Origin of the sequence: Pseudomonas cedrina subsp. cedrina, assembly GCF_001983175.1 — a bacterium.
GTDB classification, from domain to species: domain Bacteria; phylum Pseudomonadota; class Gammaproteobacteria; order Pseudomonadales; family Pseudomonadaceae; genus Aquipseudomonas; species Aquipseudomonas cedrina.
The window spans coordinates 145,716-168,983 of sequence record NZ_MNPW01000006.1 but is presented as its reverse complement, the minus strand read 5'-3'; the positions used below and the strand labels follow the sequence as shown (position 1 = coordinate 168,983).

The 23,268-nt window shown below is 61.8% G+C and carries 19 protein-coding genes; 11 read left to right on the top strand and 8 right to left on the bottom strand.

Features of this window, described 5'->3' with window-relative positions; genetic code table 11:
- Positions 1 to 108 precede the first annotated feature (108 nt).
- Positions 109 to 1,677 (bottom strand): phospholipase D family protein, encoded by a 1,569-nt coding sequence (locus tag BLL36_RS14115; RefSeq protein WP_076952031.1) that lies wholly within the window; start codon positions 1,675 to 1,677, stop codon positions 109 to 111.
- 62 nt (positions 1,678 to 1,739) lie between these two features.
- Positions 1,740 to 3,164 carry an aminotransferase-like domain-containing protein gene (locus tag BLL36_RS14110; RefSeq protein WP_076952030.1) on the bottom strand — a complete coding sequence of 475 codons (1,425 nt, stop codon included), beginning with the start codon at positions 3,162 to 3,164 and terminating at the stop codon, positions 1,740 to 1,742.
- A gap of 168 nt (positions 3,165 to 3,332) precedes the next feature.
- Here BLL36_RS14110 and BLL36_RS14105 point away from each other — a divergent pair, with 168 nt between their 5' ends.
- Positions 3,333 to 3,557, top strand: a complete 225-nt coding sequence (locus BLL36_RS14105; protein WP_076952029.1) for a DUF1127 domain-containing protein — start codon at positions 3,333 to 3,335, stop codon at positions 3,555 to 3,557.
- A 1-nt stretch (position 3,558) separates the two neighbouring features.
- On the opposite strand, the gene BLL36_RS14100 is transcribed toward BLL36_RS14105, so the two are convergent.
- A complete protein-coding gene (locus BLL36_RS14100) occupies positions 3,559 to 4,851 on the bottom strand; it encodes an NAD(P)/FAD-dependent oxidoreductase (RefSeq protein WP_076952028.1) in 1,293 nt (430 codons plus the stop codon).
- A 113-nt stretch (positions 4,852 to 4,964) separates the two neighbouring features.
- On the opposite strand from BLL36_RS14100, the gene BLL36_RS14095 reads away from it, so the two are divergent.
- Entirely contained in the window at positions 4,965 to 5,318 is a 354-nt protein-coding gene (locus BLL36_RS14095; protein ID WP_076952027.1) for a YkgJ family cysteine cluster protein, read from the top strand.
- 44 nt (positions 5,319 to 5,362) lie between these two features.
- On the opposite strand, the gene BLL36_RS14090 is transcribed toward BLL36_RS14095, so the two are convergent.
- Entirely contained in the window at positions 5,363 to 5,851 is a 489-nt protein-coding gene (locus tag BLL36_RS14090) for an Lrp/AsnC ligand binding domain-containing protein (RefSeq protein WP_003176896.1), read from the bottom strand.
- Between the two features lie 155 nt (positions 5,852 to 6,006).
- On the opposite strand from BLL36_RS14090, the gene dadA reads away from it, so the two are divergent.
- The 6 genes from dadA (at position 6,007) to BLL36_RS14060 (ending at position 12,107) form a co-directional block, all read left to right on the top strand.
- The gene (gene dadA / locus BLL36_RS14085; RefSeq protein ID WP_076952026.1) at positions 6,007 to 7,308 is read left to right on the top strand and encodes a D-amino acid dehydrogenase; all 1,302 of its coding nucleotides are present in this window, start codon (positions 6,007 to 6,009) and stop codon (positions 7,306 to 7,308) included.
- On the top strand, positions 7,280 to 7,633 hold the full coding sequence (locus BLL36_RS14080; protein ID WP_076952025.1) for a RidA family protein: 354 nt from the start codon (positions 7,280 to 7,282) through the stop codon (positions 7,631 to 7,633). The genes dadA and BLL36_RS14080 overlap by 29 nt, the downstream gene beginning before the upstream one ends.
- An 83-nt stretch (positions 7,634 to 7,716) precedes the next feature.
- Complete coding sequence (gene alr, locus BLL36_RS14075) at positions 7,717 to 8,790, top strand: alanine racemase (protein ID WP_076952024.1); 1,074 nt, start codon at positions 7,717 to 7,719, stop codon at positions 8,788 to 8,790.
- 116 nt (positions 8,791 to 8,906) lie between these two features.
- Positions 8,907 to 9,455, top strand: coding sequence for a cupin domain-containing protein (locus BLL36_RS14070; RefSeq protein WP_003176893.1), 549 nt, complete (start codon positions 8,907 to 8,909; stop codon positions 9,453 to 9,455).
- A 179-nt stretch (positions 9,456 to 9,634) separates the two neighbouring features.
- Positions 9,635 to 10,051, top strand: a complete 417-nt coding sequence (locus tag BLL36_RS14065) for a c-type cytochrome (RefSeq protein ID WP_076952023.1) — start codon at positions 9,635 to 9,637, stop codon at positions 10,049 to 10,051.
- A gap of 133 nt (positions 10,052 to 10,184) precedes the next feature.
- On the top strand, positions 10,185 to 12,107 hold the full coding sequence (locus BLL36_RS14060) for an acetyl-CoA hydrolase/transferase C-terminal domain-containing protein (protein WP_076952022.1): 1,923 nt from the start codon (positions 10,185 to 10,187) through the stop codon (positions 12,105 to 12,107).
- A 129-nt stretch (positions 12,108 to 12,236) separates the two neighbouring features.
- Here the strand turns inward: BLL36_RS14060 and BLL36_RS14055 are convergent, their stop codons facing one another.
- Both BLL36_RS14055 and rep read right to left on the bottom strand, forming a co-directional pair.
- Complete coding sequence (locus tag BLL36_RS14055) at positions 12,237 to 12,809, bottom strand: xanthine phosphoribosyltransferase (RefSeq protein ID WP_053258645.1); 573 nt, start codon at positions 12,807 to 12,809, stop codon at positions 12,237 to 12,239.
- Between the two features lie 57 nt (positions 12,810 to 12,866).
- Positions 12,867 to 14,876, bottom strand: coding sequence for a DNA helicase Rep (gene rep, locus BLL36_RS14050; RefSeq protein WP_076952021.1), 2,010 nt, complete (start codon positions 14,874 to 14,876; stop codon positions 12,867 to 12,869).
- Positions 14,877 to 15,132: 256 nt separating this feature from the next.
- Here rep and BLL36_RS14045 point away from each other — a divergent pair, with 256 nt between their 5' ends.
- A complete protein-coding gene (locus tag BLL36_RS14045; RefSeq protein WP_076952020.1) occupies positions 15,133 to 16,797 on the top strand; it encodes a putative bifunctional diguanylate cyclase/phosphodiesterase in 1,665 nt (554 codons plus the stop codon).
- 124 nt (positions 16,798 to 16,921) lie between these two features.
- On the opposite strand, the gene BLL36_RS14040 is transcribed toward BLL36_RS14045, so the two are convergent.
- Positions 16,922 to 18,325, bottom strand: coding sequence for a NorM family multidrug efflux MATE transporter (locus BLL36_RS14040; RefSeq protein ID WP_076952019.1), 1,404 nt, complete (start codon positions 18,323 to 18,325; stop codon positions 16,922 to 16,924).
- Positions 18,326 to 18,462: 137 nt separating this feature from the next.
- On the opposite strand from BLL36_RS14040, the gene BLL36_RS14035 reads away from it, so the two are divergent.
- Together BLL36_RS14035 and BLL36_RS14030 are read left to right on the top strand one after the other, a co-directional pair.
- On the top strand, positions 18,463 to 19,401 hold the full coding sequence (locus tag BLL36_RS14035) for a LysR substrate-binding domain-containing protein (RefSeq protein ID WP_076952018.1): 939 nt from the start codon (positions 18,463 to 18,465) through the stop codon (positions 19,399 to 19,401).
- Between the two features lie 158 nt (positions 19,402 to 19,559).
- On the top strand, positions 19,560 to 21,536 hold the full coding sequence (locus tag BLL36_RS14030; protein WP_076952017.1) for a methyl-accepting chemotaxis protein: 1,977 nt from the start codon (positions 19,560 to 19,562) through the stop codon (positions 21,534 to 21,536).
- A gap of 123 nt (positions 21,537 to 21,659) precedes the next feature.
- Here BLL36_RS14030 and BLL36_RS14025 read toward each other — a convergent pair whose 3' ends face one another.
- On the bottom strand, positions 21,660 to 23,156 hold the full coding sequence (locus BLL36_RS14025; RefSeq protein WP_076952016.1) for a YifB family Mg chelatase-like AAA ATPase: 1,497 nt from the start codon (positions 23,154 to 23,156) through the stop codon (positions 21,660 to 21,662).
- Positions 23,157 to 23,268: the final 112 nt, after the last annotated feature.

Here is a 23,268-nt window from a genome sequence, read left to right as displayed (position 1 = left end):
ATGTGGGAGCGGGCTTGCCTGCGATAGCGGTGGCTCAGCCAGCTCATCCGTTGCCTGACACTGCGCTATCGCGGGCAAGCCCGGCTCCCACAGTGACCTTTTTTGGCTTTAGAGCATGCGTTCCAGCCCGACAGAGGTAGCGAACCAGGCATTAAACCTGCGCCACCAACTGCCTGGCTCATCGGTCAGGGTATGCAATTGGCCGTTATCTTCGGTCACCCACACCACTTGCCCATCCTGCAATTTCGCTTCATAGCTCAACGCCGGCGCCATGCCTTGCAGCGCCAGGTTGCGCACGTGTTCCGCCAACTCGGGACTGTCCACCAGCACGCCGACTTCGGTGTTCCACAGCACTGAACGTGGATCGAAGTTGAACGACCCGATAAACGACTTCGTGCGATCGAAGATTATCGCCTTGCTGTGCAGGCTGGAATCCGAGCCACGAAACGAGCCGCGTCGAAACAGGTGCGGCCCGCTGCCCGCGCTGGGGTCGCCCGGCTGGCGGCGCAGTTCATAGAGTTTGACCCCGTGTTCCAGCAGTGCCTTGCGATAGGGCGCATAACCACCGTGCACGGCCGGTACGTCAGTGGCTTCCAGGGAGTTGGTCAGCAGGCTGACCGACACGCCGGCATCGGCGCGCCCGGTCAGGTACACCAGCCCCGGTTGACCCGGCACGAAATACGCCGAGATCATCATCAATTCATGCGTGACCCCGTCCAGTTCCGGCGCCAGTTGCGTGGTGAGTAACAACCGAGGATCCGGGTCGGCCTTGGCCAGCACTTTGCTCGGTGCGTCCCACAGCGCCTGGTTCCAGGCCCAGATCAGCTCCCGGCGCCAAGTGTCCATGCGCGGTTGGGTCTGGTAGGTGCGCAAGCGGTTGTACAGCGCGTGGTTCTGCTGGCGCGACTCGGCCAGGGAGGCTTCCAGGCGCACGCGCGCAGCGGCCAGGTCGCCTCTGGACGGCGTAATGGAGACGAAGTCATCAATCGGCTTGCTCAGCGCGCTGTTCCAGTACTGGTCGAAACTGTGTCCCAGTTGCTCGGCCACCGGCCCCACGCTGAGCATGTCGATATCAGTGAAGTTCAGGTTGGGCTCTGCATCGAAATATTCGTCCCCCAGGTTGCGTCCGCCGACGATGGCCACGCTGTTGTCCGCCAGCCACAACTTATTGTGCATGCGCCGATGTTGCAGCGACAGGTTGAACAGACGGCCCATGGCCCGCGTCACGCCGGTGCTGCGCCCCAGGTGCAAGGGGTTGAACAGGCGGATCTCGATGCTGGGATGGGTAGCGAGGGTGGCGATGACCTGGTCGAGGCCGTCGCTGGTGGTGTCGTCCAGCAGGATGCGCACGCGCACGCCACGGTCGGCAGCCTTGAGCAGTTCGTCCACCAGCATGCGGGTGCTGATACCGTCATGCACGATGTAATACTGCAGGTCGAGGCTGGTCTGGGCGTTGCGGATCAACTCGGCGCGGGCCATGAACGCCTCGCTGCTGTTGGGCAGCAGGCGAAAACCCGAGCGGCCCTGGTACGGCGCAGCCTGGGCCTGGATCGAGCGGCCGAACGACGATTGCCCGGCGGGCAGGGCGTCGCTGGGGATTCGCGGTGCGTGCACTGTGGCGCAGCCGCCCAGGGCCAGGGCTCCCAACAGGAAAAACGGAAATAGCCGTTGAATCATCAAGGGAGTTGCTTCCAGATCAGGGCGGTTGTCGGTATATGACGGCTATTTCCCAGGAAAGGTCAGTCGACCGCTTCGGCCATCAATTTGCTCGCGGCCGCACCGACCTTGCGCACGGCTTCTTCGATTTGAGCGGTTGGCTTGGCAGCGTAGTTCATGCGCAGGCAGTTGCGGTATTTGCCCGACGCGGAAAAGATGCTGCCCACCGCGATCTGTACGCCTTGCTCCACCAGCATCCGGTTGAGCTTGAGGGTGTCGAAGCCTTCGGCCAGTTCTATCCACAGCATGAAGCTGCCTTGGGGGCGGCTGGCGCGGGTGCCCGCAGGGAAATAACGGCTGACCCAATCGAGCATCAGGTCGCGGTTGCGCTGGTATTGGCTGCGCATCCGGCGCAAATGGGGCTCAAAATGCCCACCCTTGAGAAATTCGGCGATCGCGATCTGTGGCTGCGTGGCGGTGCAGCCGGTGCTGATGTACTTCATGTGCAGCACCCGTTCCAGGTATCGGCCGGGCGCGACCCACCCGATGCGCAAGCCCGGCGCCAGGGTTTTCGAGAAGGAACTGCACAGCAAGACACGGCCGTCTTCGTCGAAGGACTTGATGGTGCGTGGGCGCGGGTAGCTGTAGGCCAGTTCGCCGTATACATCGTCTTCGATAATCGCCACGTCAAAGCGCTGGGCCAGGGTCAGCAACGCACGTTTGCGCGCCTCCGGCATGATGTAGCCCAGCGGGTTGTTGCAGTTGGGCGTCAGCTGGATGATTTTGATCGGCCACTGCTCCAGGGCCAATTCCAGGGCTTCAAGGCTGATGCCGGTGATCGGGTCGGTGGGAATTTCCAGGGCTTTCATGCCCAGGCCCTTGAGGGTCTGCATGGCGCCATGGAAGCTCGGCGAGTCCACCGCGACGATATCGCCAGGTTCACAGATAGCGTGAATGCTGGCCGACAGCGCTTCATGGCAGCCGGTGGTGATCACAATATCCTCGGCTGTCAGCTGGCAGCCGGAATCCAGTGACAGTCGCGCAATTTGCTCGCGCAATTCCATACAGCCGAGGATGTTGTCGTAATACAGACCGGGCAAGTCCTGGCGGCGACTCACCCGCGCCAGGCTGCGCAGCAGGGGCTTGAGGGTGGGCGACAATACATCCGGCATGCCGCGACCCAGCTGTATGACATCTTTGCGCGGGACCGCGCGGATCAACTCCAGCACCTGGTCCCACTGGGAAATCTCCACCGGCCGTTGAGCCGGGCGGCCAACCTCGGGCAGCGCGGGCAGCTGGCGACCGACCGGTACGAAGTAGCCGGATTTCGGCTTGGGCATCGCCAATCCATTGTCTTCCAGCAAACGGTAGGCCTGCTGCACGGTGCTCAGGCTGACCCCGTGCTCCACGCTCAAGGCCCGTACAGAAGGCAAGCGATCACCGGGGCGGTAGAAGCCCTGTTCGATACGCGTGCCCAGTAATTCGGCGAGGTTTACATAGAGGGTCATGGCGGTTGCTCCCGGAGCACCAGTACAGATAAGCGCAAAATACAGGATTCAGCCGCTCATAGGCAGCATCTGTATGGATTTAATAGAGTTGGGTTGAATCTGTAATGGTTTTTGCCGCGCGCCCATGCTGGTCTCTCATGGCAACACGGCAGATGAGGGGCAACAAAGATGAACGGAATGAGCGATGTGCGGCTGACGTTACACAGCCAGGAGCTGGAGGCTGGACAGGAACAGGCGACGGCGCCGCGCCATAACAGCGGCTGGCGTCTGTTCTGGCAGCGTCGTCACACGCGCAAAGCCTTGCTGCACCTGAGCCGCGAGCAACTTCGCGACGTCGGGCTGAGCGCCGAACAGGCACGCCAGGAAGGTTTGAAGCCCTTCTGGCGCAGCTGACTTACACCAGCTCTTTGAGGCGGTGCCAGAGCATTCCCAGGGCCAGCAGCGGCGAGCGCAGGTGCTTGCCGCCGGGGAAGGTCATGTGCGGCACTTGGGCGAACAGGTCAAAGCGGCCTTGTTGCTGGCCGCTGATCGCTTCGGCCAACAACTTGCCCGCCAGATGGGTGGCGTTGAGGCCGTGGCCGGCGTAGGCCTGGGCGTAATACACGTTGGGTTGGTCGGCCAGTCGGCCAATCTGCGGTAGGCGGTTCGCCCCGATGCCGATCATGCCGCCCCATTGGAAATCGATCTTCACCTCGGCCAGTTGCGGGAACACGCGCAGCATTTTTGGACGCATATAGGCGCCGATGTCCTGGGGATCACGGCCGGAATAGTGGCAAGCACCGCCGAACAGCAGGCGGCGGTCGGCGGACAGCCGGAAGTAGTCCACCGTGACACGCTGGTCGCACACCGCCATGTTCTGCGGCAACAGGCTGGTAGCCTGGGTTTCGCTCAATGGCTCGGTGGCGATGATGTAGCTGCCGGCAGGCAACACTTTGCCGCTCAGGTGAGGGTTGAGGCCATTGAGGTAGGCATTGCACGCCAGCACCAGGGTCTTGGCGCGCACGTTGCCCCGGGCGGTGTGCACGTTGACTTCAGCACCGTAGTCGATGCGCGTGACTTCGGACTGTTCGAACAGCTTCACGCCCAGTTGCTGCGCCGCGGCGGCTTCACCCAGGGCCAGGTTCAGCGGGTGCAAGTGGCCGGAGCCCATATCGATCATGCCGCCTACATAACGCTCGGAACCGATCACGCTGCCCATTTCGCTGGCTTGCAGCAGGCGTACTGCATGCCGGTAACCCAGGCTGCGCAGTTCTTCAGCGTCTTCGGCCAAACCCCGCAGGTCACGCGGTTTGTTGGCGAGGTCGCAGTAACCCCAGGTCAGGTCGCAGGGGATGCGAAAGCGCTCGACGCGCTCACGCACAATCTCCACGGCTTCCAGGCCCATCAGCTTCATCTGGCGTACGCCGTCGGTGCCGAGCACATTGGCGAACTGGTCCAGGCCATGGCCGACACCGCGAATCAATTGGCCGCCATTGCGTCCGCTGGCGCCCCAGGCGATCTTGCGCGCTTCGAGCAACACCACGCTGAAACCGCGTTCGGCCAGCTCCAGCGCCGTGTTGAGCCCGGAGAAACCCCCGCCGACCACGCACACGTCGGCCGTCACTTCGCCCCTCAGCGCCGGGTAGTCGGGCTGCGGCAGGCTGCTTGCGGCGTAGTAGGAAGCGGTGTGCTGGGCGCTGGCGGTCATGGGGCATGCCTGTTTGGAAAATTTGACGCAGGATACAACGGTCGGACGAAGCTGTCTGCGCAGCTCATTTTGCGGCAGACTCCACGCTTATTCGCCGTTCGGTATGGGTTTCGATGAGTTGCAACAGTCAGAAGATCAGCGCGCTGCGTCGGCAGATACCGTCGTTCGAATGCGTCCCCGGTTGTCACGATTGCTGCGGGCCGGTGACCACCTCGCCCGAGGAGATGTCACGCCTGCCCCGTAAGACCGCCGCCGAGCAGGATGCCGCCATGGATGAGCTGAACTGCGTGCACCTGGGCCCCAATGGCTGCACGGTGTACGACGAAAGGCCGCTGATCTGCCGGCTGTTCGGCACCACCAAGAGCTTGCCGTGCCCCAATGGGCGGGGGCCGGTTGAGCTGATTCACCCGCGGGTGGAAAAGCAGATTCATGAGTACATGGCGAGCACGCGGCAAGTGTTGGTGTAACGGGTGTACGCGTTCAAAATGTGGGAGCGGGTTGTGTCAGTGGGTCAGTCAGGGATCGGCAGGTTCAGGCTCTCCTTCACCTCTTCCATCACGATATAGCTCTTGGATTCCCGCACATGGGGCAGTTTGAGCAGGATATCACCCAGCAGTTTGCGGTAAGACGCCATCTCGGAAATTCGCGCTTTCACCAGGTAATCAAAGTCCCCCGACACCAGGTGGCACTCCAGTACATGGGGCAGTTTCAACACGGCGCGGCGGAATTCCTCAAAGGTGTCGCCGGACTTGTAATCAAGGCTGATCTCGACAAATACCAGCAAGCTGCCCTTTAAATGCTGGGGGTTGAGCCGCGCGTTGTAGCCCATGATGATCCCCTCGCGCTCCAGCCGGCGCACCCGCTCGGTGCACGGCGTGGTCGACAGCCCAACCTTTTCTCCCAGCTCCGTGAACGAAATACGCCCGTCGGTTTGCAGGATGCGCAGGATATTGCGGTCGATCTTGTCCAGCTCCCGCTTGGTCTGGGTGTTGGTACGCATAGGGGATACGCCTCTGTGAAAAGGGTTTTTGCCGAGAATTGTCGCCAAATATAGGCACTTATATAGTGAATTGCACTGGCTATAGTTTTTTACACTGCGCTCATCATTGCTCGAATAACACACGTCAGCGGCCTTGCCCGCGATGAGGATATAAAATGCGCGTTCTGGTCTTGGGTAGCGGCGTCATTGGTGTGACCAGTGCCTACTATTTGGCGCGGTCCGGCTTTGACGTGGTCGTAGTCGACCGCCAGCCCGCCGCGGCCATGGAAACCAGTTTCGCCAACGCCGGCCAGGTGTCCCCAGGGTATGCGTCGCCATGGGCCGCGCCGGGTGTGCCGCTCAAGGCCATCAAATGGCTGTTGCAGCGCCACGCACCGCTGGCGATCAAGGCCACCGCCGATATCGATCAATACCTGTGGATGGCGCAGATGCTGCGCAACTGCACCGCCAGCCGTTACGCGGTGAACAAGGAGCGCATGGTGCGTCTGTCCGAGTACAGTCGCGATTGCCTCGATGAACTGCGCGCCGAGACCGGCATTGCCTACGAAGGCCGCAGCCTTGGGACTACCCAATTGTTCCGCACACAGGCCCAGCTCGATGGCGCGGCCAAAGACATTGCGGTGTTGAAGGAGTCCGGCGTGCCGTTCGAACTGCTCGACCGCGCCGGCATCGCCCGCATCGAGCCGGCCCTGGCCAGTGTCACGGATATCCTCGCCGGAGCCCTGCGCCTGCCGAACGACCAGACGGGCGACTGCCAGATGTTCACGACCCGCCTGGCCGACATGTGCAAGCAATTGGGTGTGCAATTTCGTTTCGAGCAGGATATCCAGCGCCTCGATTACGCTGGCGACCGCATCAACGGTGTGTGGATCGACGGCAAGCTGGAAACCGCCGACCGCTACGTGCTGGCCCTCGGCAGTTATTCGCCGAAATTGCTCAAGCCGCTGGGGATCAAGGCGCCGGTCTACCCGCTCAAGGGTTACTCGCTGACCGTGCCGATCACCAACCCGGCGATGGCACCGACTTCCACCATTCTGGACGAGACCTACAAGGTCGCGATCACCCGTTTCGACAACCGCATCCGCGTCGGCGGCATGGCTGAAATAGCCGGTTTTGACCTGTCGCTCAACCCGCGCCGGCGCGAAACCCTGGAGATGATCGTCAACGACCTTTATCCTCAGGGCGGCGATTTGACCCAAGCTTCGTTCTGGACCGGCCTGCGCCCGACCACACCCGACGGCACGCCGATTGTCGGAGCCACCCCGTTCAAGAACCTGTTCCTGAACACCGGTCATGGCACGCTTGGCTGGACCATGGCCTGTGGTTCCGGGCGCTTGCTGGCCGACCTGATGGCGAAGAAGACGCCGCAGATCAGCGCCGCAGGCCTCGATATTTCCCGTTATGGCAACCACCAGGAGTCCGCAAAACATGTCAATCCAGCGCCAGCTCACCAATGAGCGCATGAGCCAGATCGTTGTCCACAGCGGTACCGTGTACCTGGCCGGGCAGGTCGGCGACGACATGAGTGCCGGGATTGAACAGCAGACCCGGGAGACCCTGGCCAACATCGAGCGTCTGCTGGACCTGGCCGGTACCGACAAGACCCGGCTGCTGTCGGTGACGATCTACCTCAAAGACATCGATACCGATTTTGTCGGCATGAACCGAGTGTGGGACGAGTGGCTGCCCAAAGGCGTCGCTCCGGCTCGCGCCACCGTTGAAGCCAAACTGTGCGAACCGCAAATCCTGGTAGAGCTGTCCGTCGTGGCGGCCATGCCTTAACTCTTAATAAAGATCCCTCTCCCGGTGCTGACGCAATCTGTCGGTGCCGATTTTTTCACTCTGCCGCCTAGAAGCCCGCCGCCATGCGTCCAGCCCGTGCCCTCATCGACCTTAAGGCCCTGCGCCACAACTACCAACTGGCTCGCGAAGTCACTGGGGCCAAGGCCCTTGCCGTGATCAAGGCCGATGCCTACGGCCATGGCGCCGTGCGCGTGGCCCAGGCGCTGGAGGCTGAGGCAGATGGGTTTGCCGTGGCCTGCATCGAGGAAGCCCTGGAGCTGCGCGCCGCTGGCATTCGCGCGCCGGTGTTGCTGTTGGAAGGTTTTTTCGAAGCTGACGAGCTGCCGCTGATCATCGAGCATGACTTGTGGTGCGTGGTGCATTCGTTGTGGCAACTGGAGGCCATCGAACAGGCCAGGCTGGGCAAACCGCTGACCGTCTGGCTCAAGCTCGACTCGGGCATGCACCGCGTTGGCCTGCACCCCAAGGACTACCACGAGGCTTACCAGCGCCTGCTGGCCAGCGGGAAAGTGGCCAAGATTGTATTGATGAGCCACTTTGCCCGCGCCGATGAGCTCGACTGCGTACGCAGTGATGAACAGGTGGCGGTGTTTGAGGCGGCGCGCCAGGGCTTGTCGGCCGAGGTCAGCCTGCGCAATTCGCCGTCGGTGATGGGCTGGCCGAAGGTGTCCAGTGATTGGGTGCGCCCCGGCATCATGCTCTACGGCGCCACACCGTTTGGCGAAGAGCAGGCGGTGGCTTCGCGTCTGCAACCGGTGATGACCCTGGAATCCAAGGTTATCTGCGTACGAGAACTGCCGTCCGGCGAGCCGGTGGGTTACGGTGCCAAATTCATCACGCCAAAACCGATGCGCATCGGTGTAGTGGCCATGGGTTACGCCGACGGCTACCCGCGCCATGCACCGACGGGCACGCCGGTGTGGGTGGCCGGGCAACGCAGCCAGTTGCTGGGGCGCGTGTCCATGGACATGCTATGCATCGACCTGACCGACGTGCCGCAGGCCGGCCTCGGTTCCACGGTGGAGCTGTGGGGCAAACAGATCCTCGCCAGTGACATCGCGGTCGCCGCCGATACCATTCCCTACCAGCTGTTCTGCAACCTGCGCCGCGTGCCAAGGCTCTATTACGGCGCTTGAGCGCCATGCACGAACGCCACTGCCCAGGATTTAGGCCCAAGTGTTGTAAATACTGAACGCTGTCGCCATGATAACGCTCAATTACAACAAAGCCTGAATCCTAGGAGGCACCTGCATTGGACGTCGGCGAACGACTGCAATCCATCCGTAAACTGAAGGGTCTTTCCCAGCGCGAGCTCGCCAAGCGCGCGGGTGTCACCAACAGCACCATTTCGATGATCGAAAAAAACAGCGTCAGCCCCTCGATCAGCTCCTTGCGCAAGGTGCTGGGCGGCATCCCCATGTCGATGGTCGAGTTCTTTTCCGAGGAGATCCTCCAGGAAATACCGACGCAGATCGTCTATAAAGCCAATGAGCTGATCGATATCTCCGACGGTGCCGTGACCATGAAACTGGTCGGACGGGCACACCCTAGTCGGGCGATCGCGTTTCTCAACGAAATCTACCCGCCGGGCGCCGATACGGGCGAAGAAATGCTCACCCATGAAGGCGAGGAAACCGGGATTCTGGTGGAGGGCCGTCTGGAGTTGGTGGTCGGTCTCGAAACTTTTGTGCTCGAAGCCGGCGATAGCTACTACTTTGAAAGTACCAAGCCCCATCGTTTTCGCAATCCGTTCGACGTGCCGGCGCGACTAATCAGCGCAGCCACCCCCGCGAACTTTTAACAAAAGAGGCGTCCTGCCAGCGTTGCAGAGACTCCCGTGCAGTATCCGCGAGACGGAATCTCCCTTTATTTAATAGGGTTGTTTCGGCCGGGCGGGCTAACCGTTATACTTTCGCCGCCTGCGAAACCGTGGCCGCAGGCGTGAATAGCCACCATGAGGGTGAACGCGTGAACCTAATTATGAAAATGCTGGCTGCACCAGCAACCGTACTGGCCCTATGGGCTGTCAGCGCTCAAGCTGCGACCAATGATGACATTGCCAAGCGCCTGGAGCCTGTGGGCCAGGTGTGCGTACAGGGCCAGGAATGCAAGGGGATGGAAGTCGCGGTGGCGGCGGGCGGTGGCGGGGGGGCCAAGACCCCGGACGAAGTGATCGCCAAGCACTGCAACGCGTGCCATGGCACTGGCCTGCTGAATGCCCCGAAAATCGGCGATACCGCGGCCTGGAAAGAACGCGCCGACCACCAGGGCGGCCTCGATGGCATCCTGGCCAAGGCCATCACGGGTATCAACGCCATGCCGCCCAAGGGCACGTGTGCGGATTGCACGGATGAAGAACTCAAGGGTGCAATCCAGAAGATGTCGGGTCTGAAATAAACCGACCTTCGTAAAAAAGCCGCTGATCAGCGGCTTTTTTGTGCGCTTAATTTATGTTTCCAGGCTGTTCTTTGCAGCAAAGACCCGCCACGCTCTGTCCAAGCCCCAATCATGGAATGTTCAGGAGGGTCGGATGGTGCAGTTGTGTTCAATCGAGCAAGCAGTTGACGACGTACTGGCGCGCTTGCCGGCGCATATCCACATGGGCATGCCGCTTGGCCTGGGCAAGCCCAACCTGTTTGCCAACGCGCTGTACCGCCGTGTCGCCAAGTTGCCGGAACGGTCGTTGACGATCTATACCGCGTTGAGCCTGGGCCGACCCACGCTGGGCGACGGCTTGCAGAAACGCTTTCTCGAGCCTTTTATCGAACGCGTATTTGGCGATTATCCCGAACTGGATTTCCTCGCCGACCTGCACAAAGACCGTCTCCCGAAAAACATCCACGTGCAGCAGTTCTTCATGCAGCCCGGTAGCCTGCTCCACAGCGAGTCGGCCCAGCAGGATTACGTCAGCAGCAATTACAGCCACGCTGCCCGCGATATCAATGCCGCAGGGCTGAACCTGGTGGCGCAATTGGTGGCGAGCAGCACCGACCATCCTGATCGCCTGAGCTTGAGCTGCAACCCGGACATCACCCTCGATCTGCTGCCGATGATCGCCAAACGCCGTGACGCCGGGGAAACCGTGCTGATCGTCGGCCAAGTCCACAGCGATTTGCCCTACATGCCCGGGGATGCCGAGCTGGGCATGGATGCCTTCGATTACCTGATCGACGAAAAAGACAGCACCACGCTGTTCTCCACGCCGAACATGCCGGTGGGCTTCCAGGACCACTTTATCGGCCTGCATGCCAGCACCCTGGTGCGCGACGGCGGCACCTTGCAGATCGGCATTGGCTCCATGGGCGATGCGCTGACCGCCGCGCTATTGGCGCGCCAGGCCGACAACGAAGCCTATCGATTGCTGCTCACCGACCTCGACGTGTACCAATGGGCGCCGCTGATCAGCCGTGAAGGTGGGGTCGACCCCTTCGCCCGCGGTCTTTATGGTTGCAGCGAGATGTTCGTCAACGGCCTGTTGGTGCTGGCGGACGCGGGAATTATCCGCCGCAAAGTCTACCCCGACGTGGCGACCCAGGCGCAGGCCAACGCCGGCACCCTCGACGATGCGGCACAGCCTGACGGCATCTCGATCCACGGCGGTTTCTTTCTCGGCCCGCGCAGTTTTTACCAGCGCTTGCAGGAAATGACCCACGCCAAGCGTCTCGAATTCAACATGACCCGCATCAGTTACATCAACGAGCTCTACGGCCAGGAAGAGCTCAAGCGCCTGCAACGCCTGGATGCGCGGTTTATCAACAGCGCGATCATGGTGACGCTGCTCGGCGCGGGCGTGGCTGACCAGTTGGAAGATGGACGGGTGCTCAGCGGGGTGGGCGGGCAGTACAACTTCGTTGCCCAGGGTCATGCGCTGGAAGGCGCGCGATCGATCCTGATCCTGCGCAGCTGGCGCGAGTCGGCGGGGGAGGTCAGTTCCAATATCGTCTGGGATTATGGTCACTGCACGATTCCTCGGCACCTGCGCGATATTGTCATCACCGAGTACGGCATCGCCGATCTGCGTGGGCAGACGGATGCCAAGGTGATCGAGGCGTTGCTCAACATCACCGACTCACGCTTCCAGGATGATTTGATCGAGCAGGCACAGAAGGCCGGCAAGTTGCCCAAGGATTTTCAACTGGATCCGCGCTTTGCCGACAACACCCCCGAACGGCTACTGGCTATTCAAGCGCGCCATCGTCGGTTGTTTACGGAGTATCCGCTGGGCAGTGATTTCACGGATGAGGAGCGGGACCTGTTGCGCGCGCTGAACTGGCTAAAGAGCAAGTTCAAGCTGACGGAGATCCTGGAGTTGGGCAAGGCGGCGCTGGATGCACCGGAGCCGGAGGTGTTTCCTGGGCATTTGAAGCGGATGCAGTTGGATAAGCCGCAGGGTTTGAAAGAGGACCTGTATCAGCGCTTGCTGCTCGCCGGCCTGCAGGCCACTGCGCACTGACAGGCCGCACATAGCAAATGTGGGAGCTGGCTTGCCTGCGATAGCGGAGTGTCAGACGACAACAATGTCGACTGACAGGCCCTTATCGCAGGCAAGCCAGCTCCCACATTTAATTGCGGTGTTATCAAGTTATTCGATGAAGGTGACGACGCCACCCGCCAGTGATTTAACCCGCGCCAGCGACTCAACCCGATAACCCTGCGCATCCAGCTCCGCGCGGCCACCCTGGAACGACTTCTCGATCACGATCCCCAGGCCCGCGACCGTCGCGCCCGCCTGCTTGATGATCGAAATCAACGCCTGGGACGCCTTGCCGTTGGCCAGAAAGTCATCAATCACCAACACGCGGTCGCTGCTGGTCAGGTGGCGCGGGGAAATCGCCACTGTGCTTTCGACCTTCTTGGTGAAGGAATACACCGTCGCCGACAGCAGGTTTTCCGTCAGGGTCAGGGATTGCTGCTTGCGCGCGAAGATCACCGGCACGCCAAGGTTCAGGCCCGTCATGATCGCCGGCGCAATGCCCGAGGCCTCGATGGTGACGATCTTGGTGATGCCCGAATCCTTGAACCGCGCAGCGAATTCGTCGCCGATCAGCTTCATCAGCGCCGGATCGATCTGGTGGTTCAGAAAGGCGTCGACCTTGAGTACCTGATCGGAAAGCACGATGCCTTCTTCGCGAATTTTCTTATGCAGTGCTTCCACGGAAAGCTTCCTCTAATGGCGGGTGTGCGCCGAAAGTAGATTAAAAAGTAGTCGATTCTAGCGCTTTAACATGGCGCGTATATCCGCCAGGGCGGTGTTGCCGCGAACGGCCTTCACCTCGGTGGGCGTGTCGTCATTGCCTTCCCAGGCGAGGTCGTCCGGCGGCAGCTCATCGAGGAAGCGGCTGGGGGCACAGTCGATGATTTCGCCGTATTGCTTGCGCTTGGCGGCAAAGGTGAAGGCCAGGGTCTGACGCGCGCGGGTAATACCCACGTAGGCCAGGCGCCGTTCTTCTTCAATGGTGTCGGCCTCGATGCTGGAGCGGTGCGGGAGAATTTCCTCTTCCATGCCCATGATGAACACGTAGGGAAATTCCAGGCCCTTGGACGCATGCAAGGTCATCATCTGCACGCCCTCGGCGCCGTCTTCCTCTTCTTGCTGGCGCTCGAGCATGTCGCGCAGTACCAGCTTGCCGATGGCGTCTTCGACGGTCATTTCGCCGTCTTCGTCTTTTTCCAGGGTGTTCTTCAAGGCTTCGATCAGGAACCAGACGTTGCCCATGCGGTAGTCCGCGGCCTTGTCGCTGGAGCTGTTGGTGCGCAGCCAGTTCTCGTAGTCGATGTCCATGACCATACTGCGCAGGGCGCTGATCGGGTCTTCGCCGGCGCATTGCTCGCGCACTTTGTCCATAAAGCGCTTGAAGCGCGACAGGCGATCGGTGAAACGCGTGTCCAGGTGTTCGCCCAGGCCGATTTCGTCGGTGGCGGCATACATCGAGATCTTGCGTTCGGTGGCGTAGTTACCGAGCTTTTCCAAGGTCGTGGAGCCGATTTCCCGACGGGGCACGTTGATCACGCGCAGGAAGGCGTTGTCGTCGTCCGGGTTCACGATCAGGCGGAAGTAGGCCATCAGGTCCTTGACTTCCTGGCGTCCGAAAAAGCTGTTGCCACCCGACAGGCGATACGGAATCTGGTGATGCTGCAGCTTCAATTCGATCAGCTTGGCCTGGTAGTTGCCGCGGTACAGGATGGCGAAATCGCTGTAGGGCCGGTCGGTGCGCAGGTGCAGGCTGAGGATTTCCACGGCCACGCGCTCGGCTTCGGCGTCTTCGTTGCGGCAGCGGATCACGCGGATCTCATCGCCGTGGCCCATCTCGCTCCACAGTTGTTTTTCGAATTCGTGGGGGTTGTTGGAGATCAGCACGTTGGCGCAGCGCAGGATGCGGCTGGTGGAGCGGTAGTTCTGCTCCAGCATCACTACTTTCAAGGACGGGTAGTCGACCTTGAGCAGCATCAGGTTTTCCGGGCGGGCGCCGCGCCAGGCGTAGATCGACTGGTCGTCATCGCCCACCACGGTGAACTGGTTGCGCGTGCCGATCAGCAGCTTCACCAGCAGATACTGGCTGGCGTTGGTGTCCTGGTATTCGTCCACCAGCAGGTAGCGCACCTTGTTCTGCCACTTCTCAAGGATGTCGGCGTGTTCCTGGAACAGCTTGACCGGCTGCAGGATCAGGTCGTCGAAATCCACTGCGTTGAACGCTTTAAGCGTGCGCTGGTAGTGGGTATAGACGATGGCGGCGGTCTGCTCCTTGGGGTTGCGTGCGTTTTCCAGGGCCTGGGCGGGCAGGATCAGGTCGTTTTTCCAGGCGCCGATCATGTTCTTGATCTCGTCGACGCCGTCGTCGCCCGCGTATTCCTTCTGCATGATATCGGTCATCAGGGCCTTGACGTCGGTCTCGTCGAAGATCGAGAAGCCCGGCTTGTAGCCCAGCCGCGCATGCTCCTTGCGGATAATGTTCAGGCCCAGGTTGTGAAACGTGCACACGGTGAGGCCACGGCCTTCGCCACCCTTGAGCAGGGTGCCGACGCGCTCTTTCATCTCGCGCGCCGCCTTGTTGGTAAAGGTCATGGCGACGATGTACTGGGCGCGGATGCCGCAGTTCTGGATCAGGTGCGCGATCTTGCGGGTGATCACGCTGGTCTTGCCGGAGCCTGCACCGGCGAGCACCAATAGAGGGCCGCCGACGTAGTTCACGGCTTCTTGCTGCCGGGGGTTGAGTCGGGACATACGCAGTTCAGGGAGTCGTTATTCAAAAGGGCGGGCATTTTAACAGGCTGGCAGGATTCTGCCCTGTCAGAACGACAGTGTGACGTACCACTCGATCTAAATTTGCCGGTTTTGCTACTTTGCCGCAGGATGTGGGGGTTATGTGAGACTAATCTTTACAGTCCGCGTGTTTGGTAAGCCCTATCATTGGTGATTATCGGGGCGCAGGTCATAATGCCCGCCGCCAACGAAATCTTGCAGAGTCTAGGGAGCTAGCTTGTCTACGCCTGTCGAACCCTTGCGTTTGCTGCTGCTGGCCGATGAGCCAGCGTGGGCAGCGTTGTTGCGCGAGTGCCTGGCGCCGATGGGCGATGGGGCTGTGCTGATCAGCGCGCCAAACTGGGCGTCCGTGAGTCGTCTGTTCGATGACGACCACAGCGCCGTGCTATTGACCACGCCCAGCCTGCAACCCGGCCCTGGTCGTTGCAGCTTGCCGTGCGTGTTGCTGCTCGAGCAGGAACCGCTGGTAGCACCCCTTGGCGTCAGCGATTGGCTGGTCCGTGATGGATTGAACGCCGATACGCTGCGCCGCTGCCTGCGCCACGTGCGCGAGCGCGGGCTGCTGGAAAACACCCTGCAGCGCCTGGCTGAACAGGACCCGCTCACCGGCATCGCCAATCGCCAGGGCTTCCAGACCCTGCTGACCGCGCGCCTGGCCGAGAACGAAGGCCGCGGCCTGGCCCTTGGTCACCTGGACCTCGACAACTTCCGGCATGCCAACGACGCTCTTGGCCACCAGGCTGGCGACCGGTTGATCCTGCAAGTGGTCTCGCGGCTCAAGAGCCAGCTCGAAGCCGGGGACCAACTGGCGCGCCTGGGCAGCGACGAATTCGCCCTGTTGATCGACACCCGTCGTGCGCCCCAGCGTGCCGAGTGGATGGCCGAGCGCATCACCGAAGTCATGGCCGAAGCCTATTGGGTGGATGGCGAAAGCCTGCTGATCGGTTGCAGCCTGGGCGTTGCGCATGCCCGCGCCCGTGCTGGCGCCGACCCGTTGATGTGGCACGCCCATATCGCCATGCAACAAGCCAAAAGCACACAGGGCTGCACCTTTCATATATTCAACGAGCGTATCAACCGCAACGCGCGCAGCCTTGCCGACCTGGAAAGCGAGCTGCGCCGCGCCTTGCGTCGTGACGAGCTGGAGCTGCATTACCAGCCACGGCTGGACCTGGACGACGGGCATATCGTCGGCCTGGAAGCCTTGGTGCGCTGGCGCCATGGCGAGCGTGGCCTGTTGCCGCCGAGCGAATTCGTGCCCTTGGCCGAGCAAAGCGGCCTGATCGTCCCTTTGGGCTACTGGGTCATTTCCCGCGCCCTGCGCGACATGCAGGATCTGCGCGAACGGGGCCTGCCGCCTTTGCACATGGCGGTCAACCTGTCGTTCCGACAGTTTCAGGACAGTCAGTTGCTCTCGACCCTCAGCCGGCTGATTGCCGAGCGTGGCGTGGAGGCACAATGGCTCGAGTTCGAGCTCACCGAAACCGCCGTGATGCGCCGCAGCGACCTGGTCAAGCAGACCATGGACGCCCTCGGCCGTCTCGGTGTGCGGTTTTCCCTGGATGATTTCGGCACCGGCTTCTCGTCGTTCGTGCACCTCAACAGCCTGCCGATTGCCTTGTTGAAGATCGACAAGAGCTTTGTTGGCGGAATGGAAGAGCGCGAAGAGAACCGCAAGTTGGTGCACGCCATGATCAACCTGGCCCACAACCTCAATCTGGAAGTGGTTGCCGAAGGTGTGGAAACCCCTGAGCAGCTTGCGTTGTTACGCTTGTTCGGGTGTGACCAGGCCCAGGGTTATTTGATCAGCAAGCCACTGCCGTTGCCGGAATTGGTCGATTACCTGACGTTCGCGAAGGGCCAACAGGCGCTGCTGGGCTAAGTTGCAAACCCGATCATATGTGGGAGCTGGCTTGCCTGCGATAGCGGTGGGCCAGCCAGCAAATTCTTGGCTGACACACTGCAATCGCAGGCAAGCCAGCTCCCACACTGACCGCGTGCATCCTTCAGTCCGGCTGGGCAGCCTGTAAGGTGCCGTAGGTTTCGGGCTCGCGCCGAATCATCCGCTTCATCTTCGCCTCGAACGCCCAGGTCAGGCTGACCGCCGCGCACGCCAGGCCCAGGGCCAAGCCCCACCACACGCCGGTCGGTCCCCAGCCCAGGGTGAAGGCCATCAGCCAGGCCGACGGCGCGCCGATCAGCCAATAGCAACCCGCGCCGATCAGGAAGGTGGTCTTGGCGTCCTTGAGCCCGCGAATACAACCCATGGCGATGGTTTGCACGCCGTCGAACAGTTCGAACCAGGCGGCAACGGCGAGCAGGCTGACGGCCAGGACGATCACGTCATGAAACGCCGGGTCGTTGTGGTCGATGAGCAGGCCGATCAGCGGATCGGAATAAAGCCACAGCACGGCGGCAAATCCCAGCATCACCGTTGCGCCAAAACCAATGCCGACGCGCCCGGCCATACGTGCCTGCAACAGCTGCCCGGCACCGTAATGCTGGCCGATGCGCATGGTGACCGCGTAGGACATCCCCGCCGGCACCATAAAGGCCACCGAAACGATCTGCAGCGCGATCTGATGCGCCGCCAACTGCGTGCTGCCCATGGTGCCCATGCACAGCGCCGCAAAGGCAAACAGGCCGACTTCCACTGCGTAGGTGCCGCCAATCGGCAGGCCGAGGCGCCACAGCTCGCGCAGATACCGAGTGTCGAGGCGCAGCAAACCGGCGCTCAGTGGGTAAGCGGCGTAGCTGCGGTTACTGCGGATGTACCACATCAGCGCCAGCGCCATGCCGTTGGCGACGATGGCGGTGACCAGGCCGATGCCCATCAGGCCAAGTTTGGGCAGGCCGAACATGCCCTCGATCAGCGCGTGGTTGAGCAGATAATTGAGCACCGTGCCACCGAGGCTGATCACCATCACGGGCGTCGCCTTGCCGATGGCGCTGGTGAAGCCGCGCAGGGCCATGAAACTCAAGTAGCCGGGCAGGGCGAACGGCAAGATCGTCAGGAACTGCCCTGCCGAGTGCACGTTGGTTTCGGTCTGGCCAAACATCAGCAGCAGTGGTTCGAGGTTCCACAGCAGCAGGCCGGCCGCCAAGGCCATCAGCCAAGCCAGCCACAACCCGGCCTGGGTCAGGCGAGTGGCGCCTTCGATATCACCCGCGCCGTGACGAATGGCAACCAGCGTGCCCACGGCGGCAATCACACCAATGCAGAAAATCGACACGAACGAGTAGCTCGCCGCGCCCAGGCCGCCACCGGCCAAGGCTTCGGGGCTAAGGCGGGCCATCATCAAGGTGTCGGTCAGCACCATCAGCATGTGCGCCAACTGTGAGGCAATCAACGGCCCTGACAGCCGCAGGATTGCCCAGAGTTCGGTACGTGCCGGATGCTGCATGATCATCACGCTCGAAAAGTCGGAGGGTTAAGGAAGGGTTGATTCTCGGCGCTCCCAGCCCATTGCACAAAGGGATAAATGCGATCGTTCACATGACTTAAACTCATGCTAGTGTGCGGAATTGCCTTGTGGGAGGTTTCCATATGTCGCGTCGTCTTCCTCCGCTTTATGCCTTGCGTGCCTTCGAAGCCGCTTCTCGGCATAACTCCTTTACCCGCGCGGCGGAGGAATTGTCCATTACGCAAAGTGCGGTGAGCCGACATGTCCGCACGCTGGAGGAGCACTTCGCTTGCCGCCTGTTCCAGCGCAACGGTCGAACCTTGCAGCTCACTGAAGCGGCGCGCCTGTTGTTGCCGGGCGTGCGCGAAGGCTTCGCCGCACTGGAGCGCGCCTGCCATACCCTGAACGCAGAAGATGACATCCTGCGCATGAAGGCGCCGTCGACCTTGACCATGCGCTGGCTATTGGCGCGGCTCAGTCGCTTCCGGGCCTTGCAGCCGGGCAATGAGGTGCAACTGACCAGCGCCTGGATGAGCATTGACGAAGTGGACTTCAACCAGGAACCCTTCGATTGCGCGGTACTGTTGAGCTTCGGGCATTTTCCGGCGGACTGGGAGGCTTGTTATCTGTTCCCGGAGCTGCTGATTCCCGTGGGCGCGCCGAACCTGTTGGAGGATGGCCCCTGGGACGCGGCCCGCCTGGCCACTGCCGAATTGCTGCACCCCACGCCCGACCGTCGCGATTGGCGCAATTGGCTGGAGCGCATGGGGCTGTCGTCCCAGGTGTCGCTCAAGGGTGGTCAGGTATTCGATACTCTCGAGCTCGGCATGATCGCCGCGGCCCGAGGCTACGGCGTGTCCATGGGGGACTTGCTGATGGTGGCCGAAGACGTGGCCCAGGGCCGGCTCAGCCTGCCATGGCCAACCGCCGTGGCCAGTGGCGAAAGCTACTACCTGGTCTGGCCGAAAACCCGCCCCGGCGGCGAGCGTTTGCGGCGGCTGGCGGAGTTTCTTCAGGCGGAAGTCAACGCCATGGATTTGCCTCAGGTGGAACGCCTCGACCAGGTGCGGGCAATACCGTAACGCAATCGTTTGCGAGATATCCCTGTGACGCGCTCAAGTATTGTCTCTGCCAGCCGAAGAAGGTGTGTTGGAACAGTCGTGCACCAACGATTCCTCACTAGATAATTAGCCGAGTAGCGATGAGATCAGGATGATCCTGGCCTCGGCCAGGAGCTGTCATGTCTCAACCTCGCGCTCGGATCGCCTCTCAATTAGGTATCGCGCTCGCCGTGATCCTGGCTGTCGCCATTGGTGGCAGCACCGTTTTTGCCCTGCGTTCGCTGGACGCCGCCAACCTCGCTACGCGTGAGGAGCACTTGGCCAGCGAGGCGCGACTGCTCGCTGACCAGCTCAATACGTTCCACAGTACGCTGCGCGAGAGTACCGAGCGTCTGACGGGGCTGTTCGAGAAGCGCTTCAGCGCCGGCTTGAGCGTGCGGGCGGACCAGCCAGTCGCGGTCGCCGGTGTACAGACGCCGAGCCTGTACCTGGGCAGCGAGGTCCTGAATAACAACTTCGACAAAGTCGACGAGTTCAAGCAGATGTCGGGCGGCGTGGCCACGGTGTTCGTGCGCAGCGGCGACGACTTCATCCGCGTCAGCACCTCCCTGACCAAGCAGGATGGCAATCGCGCCATCGGCACCGTGCTCGATCGCAATGGGCCGGCGTATCCGCGTGTTTCCAGCGGGCAGACCTATATCGGTCGCGCGGTATTGTTCGACCGCTCCTACATGACTCAATACAGCCCGGTGCGCGACGCCGGCGGCAAAGTGATTGCGGTGTTGTTCATCGGTTTCGACTACACCGACGCTCAGAACACGCAGTTCGAAAACCTCAAGCGTTTCAGGATCGGCCAGACCGGTTCTCTGGCGCTGCTGGATGAGCAAAAACGCTGGCTGGTGCCGCCCGCCGGCGTGCAGACGCCTGACCAGGCGGTTCCAGTGATGCTGGACTTGGCCAAGACCCCGGGTGTGGGCCGCTTCTGGGCCGACAAAAGCGAAGACTTTTATAGCGTCTCGGTCCCTTTCGAAGGCGGACCCTGGGCCGTGGTAGCCAGTATGCCCAAGGCCGAGATTCGCTCGGTGACCTGGGATGTAGGCCTTCGCCTGGTGATCGGCAGCGTGCTGGCGATGCTGTTGGCGGTCGGCGCCACGGTGTGGCTGCTGCGCAGCAAGCTGGCACCGTTGAGCGATCTGGTGCGCCAGGCCGAAGCCTTGGGCGCGGGTGACTTGAGCGCACGCCTGAACGTGTCCAGCCATGACGAAATCGGCCAACTGGCGCGCAGTTTCAACCAGATGGGTGAAGCGTTGTCGACCATGGTCTCGCACATTCGTACGGCGGCCGAACAGGTCAACAGCCGCGCCCAGGCATTGTCCGGCTTGTCTGGCGGCGCCTATGAAGGCATGGAGCAGCAGTCCGGCGAAATCACCAGCATGGCCGGCGCGGTGGAAGAGTTCAGCGCCACCTCGCTGAACATCGCCGACAACATGGGCGCCACCGAGCGTCTGGCCCAGGAGAACGCCCAGCAAACCCGCATCGGACGTAACTCGATGCAAGAGGCCTCGTCGTCCCTGGAACACATCGCCGCCGCCCTGAACAGCACCGCTGCGGTGATCAATACCCTGGGCCAACGCTCCCAGGAAATCGGCGGCATCGTCGGGGTGATCACGTCGATTGCCGAACAGACCAACCTGCTGGCGCTCAACGCCGCCATCGAAGCCGCGCGGGCGGGTGAGCAGGGGCGTGGTTTTGCCGTGGTCGCCGACGAAGTGCGCAACCTGGCTTCGCGCACACGCCAGGCCACCGATGAAATTTCCGGGATGATCCAGAGTATCCAGCAGGAAACCGGCAACGCCATCAGCACCATGGAGCAGGGTAATGCGCTGATGCAGGAAGGCCTGTCGCGCAATGCCGATGTCGCTTCGGCGCTGGCGCGCATCGACGAGCAAAGCCGCTCGGCCGGTGAGCAATTCGCTGCGATCACCACCGCCACCCAGGAACAGAGCAGCACCGCGACCTTGCTCAGCAGCAACCTGCAGAGCATTGCGCTGGCCAACAGCGAACAGCGTGAGGTGGTGTCGAACTTGGCGATTACGGCGAAGGAGCTTGAAACGTTGGCGGCGGGCTTGCGGCATGAGGTAGACCGCTTCCGCTGAAATACTGCCGTTCAGTGTGGGAGCGGGCTTGCTCGCGAAGGCGGTGGATCAGTCAATTAATCCGGCGACTGACACACCGCATTCGCGAGCAAGCCCGCTCCCACATTGGGGACTGTGTAAGGCTCACGTGATCGCCGCCGGGCGGTATTGCAAAGCCTCCTTGAGATGGTCTCGGGTGATGGCATCCACCTGATCCAGATCCGCCAGGGTACGTGCCACCTTGAGCAGGCGATGGGCCGCGCGCAACGACAACGTCAGTCGCTCGCAGGCGGTCTCGAGCCAGCCTTCATCCACCTTTACCAGCTTGCAGTGCTTGCGCAGCCCGGGCAGATCAAGGAAGGCATTCGCACAACCCTGACGCCGCTCCTGGCGTTCCCGGGCCTTGGCCACCTCTGCCGCCGCCTTTGCCGTGTTATCACCAGCCTGTTGGGTTGGATTCAACGCAGTGGCTTCCCGTGCGACGGTCAGATGCAGGTCGATACGATCCATCAACGGCCCGGACAGTTTGTTGCGGTAGCGCTGAATCTGCTCCGGTGTACAGCGACAACGCCCGCTGGGTTCGCCCAGGTAGCCGCAAGGGCAGGGGTTCATGGCGGCCACCAGTTGGAAGCGTGCCGGAAAGCTCACGCGGTCACGGGCGCGGGAAATCACGATATGCCCCGATTCCAAAGGCTCGCGCAGCACTTCCAACACCTTGCGATCAAACTCCGGCAATTCATCCAGAAACAGTACGCCGTGATGGGCCAGGGTAATTTCCCCCGGTTGCGGCTTTGATCCACCGCCCACCAGCGCCGGCCCTGATGCCGAGTGGTGTGGCTGGCGAAACGGCCGGTGCGGCCAATGGCTCAGCGGCGCAAGACTGACCACCGACTGTATCGCGGCGACTTCCAGGGCTTCCTGCTCACTCAACGGTGGCAGCAGGCCGGGCAGCCGGCTGGCGAGCAAGGTCTTGCCGGTGCCGGGCGGCCCGCTGAACAACAGGTTATGCGCACCCGCCGCGGCGATCAGTAATGCGCGCTTGGCCGCCAGTTGGCCCTGGACCTCACTCAGATCCGGGTAAGGTTTATTCAGATACAGCAAGCCATCGGACTTGTAGGGCTCAATCGGCACATGCCCGTTCAGGTGTGCCACGACCTGCAGCAAGTGATCCACGGCAATCACCTTCAACCCCGACGCCAGGCACGCTTCCTCGGCATTCGCCCGAGGCACTATCACGGTGCGCCCGGCCTTGCGCGCCGCCAGCGCGGCAGGCAACACACCCTTGACTGCCCGCACCTCGCCGGACAGCGCCAACTCACCCAGGCATTCCACATCATCAAGCATCAACGCCGGCACCTGGACGCTGGCCGCCAGGATCCCCAGGGCAATCGCCAAATCAAAACGCCCGCCGTCCTTGGGCAGGTCGGCGGGCGCGAGGTTGAGCGTGATGCGGCGGGCCGGGTATTGCAGGGCCGAGTTGAGGATGGCGCTGCGCACGCGGTCCTTGCTTTCCTTGACCGCCGTTTCCGGCAGGCCCACGAGTGTCAGGGACGGCAAACCATTGGCCATGTGCACTTCGACGGTGACGGCGGGGGCTTCGACGCCGATCTGGGCGCGGCTATGGACGATGGCGAGGGACATGCTCGTTCCTTGAAAGGGGAGGCCGCTTCCTGCGGTTTTTCAAGGGTAGACGAGGTGGGGGAAAGCGCTGCGGGGGAGGTTTTACAGAACGTATCCAGAGAACACACAGAAC